The sequence below is a fragment of the Mesobacillus sp. genome, assembly GCF_049588175.1.
Lineage (GTDB): Bacteria > Bacillota > Bacilli > Bacillales > Cytobacillaceae > Mesobacillus.
The window spans coordinates 1-3,723 of the sequence record NZ_JBAVFI010000320.1; the positions used below are offsets into that span (position 1 = coordinate 1).

The 3,723-nt window shown below is 41.6% G+C and carries 3 protein-coding genes; all 3 read right to left on the bottom strand.

Going from position 1 to position 3,723, the window contains the following annotated elements; translation table 11 throughout:
* Nucleotides 1-1,288, bottom strand: a 1,288-nt coding sequence (locus tag WB217_RS07880; protein WP_423992244.1) for a methylmalonyl-CoA mutase family protein, incomplete at its 3' end; no start/stop codon positions are given.
* On the bottom strand, nucleotides 1,275-3,242 hold the full coding sequence (locus WB217_RS07885) for a methylmalonyl-CoA mutase family protein (protein WP_423992246.1): 1,968 nt from the start codon (nucleotides 3,240-3,242) through the stop codon (nucleotides 1,275-1,277). The genes WB217_RS07880 and WB217_RS07885, both read right to left, overlap by 14 nt.
* Nucleotides 3,243-3,465: 223 nt before the next feature.
* Nucleotides 3,466-3,723, bottom strand: a 258-nt coding sequence (locus WB217_RS07890; protein WP_423992248.1) for a 2-oxo acid dehydrogenase subunit E2, incomplete at its 5' end; no start/stop codon positions are given.

Consider the following 3,723-nt stretch of genomic DNA (forward strand, 5'->3'; position numbering starts at 1 on the left):
CTCCAAGGCTTTCAATTTCTTCAATATGCTTCCATGAGCGTTCGATCAGCGAGTTAGTCAGGCTCTCTACATAGTAGCTGCCTGCCCATGGATCAATGACTTTAGTAATGCCGGTTTCTTCTTGAAGAAATAATTGTGTATTTCGAGCAATCCTAGCAGAAAAATCAGTTGGCAATGCAATTGCTTCATCTAATGCATTCGTATGGAGCGATTGTGTATGACCCATTGCAGCTGCATGCGCTTCAATCAAGGTGCGGATTACATTATTATATGGATCCTGTTCTGTCAGACTCCAACCGGATGTTTGCGAATGAGTTCTTAATGCCATTGATTTCTCATTTTCAGGATTGAAGGTTTTGATCATTTTTGCCCAGATGAAGCGGGCTGCTCTCATTTTGGCTACTTCCATGAAATAGTTCATGCCTATTGCCCAGAAAAATGACAGCCGCGGCGCAAAGGAATCAATATCAATTCCTGCCTTCAGACCTGTCCTCACATATTCTAGTCCATCCGCAAGGGTGTAAGCCAATTCGATATCCGCAGGGGCTCCTGCTTCCTGCATATGATAGCCTGAGATACTGATTGAATTGAATTTAGGCATGTACTTTGACGTATATTCAAAGATATCTGCAATAATTTTCATCGACATTTCCGGAGGATAAATATAAGTGTTCCTTACCATATATTCCTTGAGAATATCATTTTGGATGGTCCCAGACAATTTATCCTGTGTGACACCTTGTTCTTCCGCTGTAACAATAAAAAATGCCATGATCGGCAAAACTGCCCCGTTCATTGTCATTGAAACAGACATTTGGTCCAAAGGGATTCCATCGAATAAAATTTTCATATCCAAAATTGAATCAATTGCAACTCCAGCCTTGCCGACATCTCCCTCAACACGAGGATGGTCAGAATCATAGCCGCGATGCGTAGCCAGGTCGAAAGCAACGGACAGCCCCTTTTGCCCCATCGCGAGATTCCTCCTGTAAAATGCATTGCTTTCCTCGGCAGTCGAGAATCCAGCATATTGCCTGACAGTCCAGGGACGATTGACGTACATGGCTGGATACGGCCCTCTCGTATACGGAGGTAATCCAGGTTTGCCGTTAAGATGCTCTGCAGCGTTTATATCATTTTTTGTATAAACTGGTTTCACCTTAATTTGTTCATTTGTTTCGAATAACAAAGCATCTATACTTTGGCTGATGTCATGATCAATTTGCTCTCTGTTTATTGGCTTTTCAGTCTCAAACAATCTAACTTTTGCAAAATCAGGCTTTTGCATGTGAGCTAACCTCCATATCAAGAAGCAATGAAGATAGAATCTGATGCGCATCGCTTCTTAGATGAATAAAGTCTTCAATTCCAGCTGCCTTCAAACCTGCTTCATTCCCATCAGGCAAACCTGCTAAATAAAGCTTTGCTTCTGGATGCTGCTTTTTTATCTCCCTTACAAGCTCAGGCCCGAGTATTGCATAATCCGAACCATCTCCGCAAATGACATATTGTGAAAAATTCTTAGAATTAATAAAATCAACAGCAGTCTCAGCATCTTTGAGCTCACTGCTTCTAACTGAGTGCATCCCGCCAGCGGCAAGAAATCCTGCTATAAAGTCGGCTCTTGCTTTATGTTTTTTCATATCTCCTAAACACATTAAACCGATCGAAGGCTTTTCTCCAGTTGCATTTGTGAGTTTTTCTGCCCTGAACCGCAATTTTTCATATGGTTCCGATAATCTTTTAGGTATGAAAGGGGTAAACCTGATAGCTGTTTTCAATGATACTATTCCACCTGATAAAGGTTCCCCAGCAGAGAACATTACCATGAAATCAGCCAGTGACTTGTCTGAGTAAACATTTTCACATTCAGAATCAACTGGTTCATTGAAGTGCTCGGAGAGATTTGCATATACATTGGTGCCGATGATGCTTTTTTTGCGCTTGAATATGTCTTTTTCCCTTTCTTTAGCAGTTTGGGCGATTTGCTCCTGCAGCCAGCCGGTTTTGATGGCTTCTAATATTCCACCCTTGCGGTCAATTTCCAGAAATAACTCCCATGCCTTCTCTGCCAGCTGCCTCGTAAGGGATTCAATGTACCATGATCCACCTGCAGGATCAGCGACTTTTTCAAGATGTGCCTCGGACTTCAGGATAAGCTGAGTGTTTCTGGCCACTCTCTCAGAGAACGTATCACCATCCCCTAAAGCTTCATCGAATGTTCCCGTTCGAAGGTACCGAACTCCGCCAAGAACAGCTGCAAAAGCCTCATTGCCAATTCGAAGCATATTTACGTAAGGATCAAACATCGTTTTCGTGAACATAGAGGTCTCTGCTGAAATATCCATTTTACGTTCTTGTTCACCAGCTCCATATGCCTCAACTGTTTTATTCCATAAAAGGCGGGCAGCCCTCAGCTTTGCTGTTTCCATAAAGAAATTGGATCCAATCGCAAAATGGAAGACCATTTTTGTTAACGCTTTCTTTAGCTCCCAGCCCTGATCCATTAATTTTTGCAGAATGTACACACCTGTTGAAATGGCGATTGCAAGTTCCTGAACAGCATTTGCACCGCTATTATGATATGGTGATGTGTTTACTAAAACAGTTTTCAAGCCAGGTAAATGTATATTTGCTTCTTCTAGATTTCTTGACCACTCGCTAAAGAACTGTTCTTCTTCTTTTGGCAGAGCTCCTGTTAAACTCGCTTCTGCAACTGGATCAGCAGCGACAAAACCATTAATGTTCATTTTAGTATCAGCTTCATTGTTCGCATGGATTAAAGCAGCGAGCAAAGGGGCCTGAAGGTAGGCGGCGTCAATGCTAAATGGATAATCACTTTTGAACTTCTCAAAAAAAGATACTAACTTGTTGCTATCTGCAAACAATTCCGGTTTCACTTCAAATGAGACAGATGTTTGCCCTTTTGCTAGTGCAGCTGATATTTTTTCTTCCAGTTCCTCCAGGTTTGTATAAGCTAAACGGTTTGCGATTTGCCATGGTCCTGACAGATAGCCTAGTGGATCATTTCCTCGCCTGAAATCTCCTTGCCCTGGAATATCAGGAACCTGATCCTCCATGATATCTTCCTGTGTATAGAGCGGTTTAAGTGTTATTTGTTCGTATGTACTTGTATAAAGAGTATCAATTGGTTTTCCTTTTAATGATGCTAACGCTTTTTCCTGCCAATCTTCCAATGAAGCATTATTAAAATTCGTAGCCTTCATGTTTTCAATGGTCATTATTCAACTGTCCACTTTAATAGACAGCCTGCCCCCCTTCATACATAAATTGCAATAAAATTCGCATTTTTCTTTTCCTCTTTATTTTAGTACACGATAGCTGTTCTAGCAACGAAGTGCATCTCAATATAAAAGCCGCTGCTTACCGGGCAGCGGCTTTAAATATTGTTAATAGCTGTTCATACATATTCCCGCATTAAATTGCAAGTCTATAAAAGAGCTATTAATAAATTGAAGTTGTCTCTTTTGAAGTATGCTCGAGAATTTCTTTTACTCTCTGGAGGAAACGGCCGCAAACAAGTCCATCAAGTACACGGTGATCAAGTGAGAGACATAGGTTCACCATATCTCTGACAGCAATCATGCCATTGTTCATTACGACTGGACGCTTAACGATGGATTCAACCTGCAGGATTGCAGCCTGCGGATAGTTGATGATTCCCATAGATTGGACTGAACCGAAAGAGCCAGTATTATTGAC

Coding starts and splice junctions, on each gene's coding strand:
- WB217_RS07885 (WP_423992246.1), bottom strand. CDS start 3,242: ATGACCATTGAAAACATGAAGGCTACGAATTTTAATAATGCTTCATTG.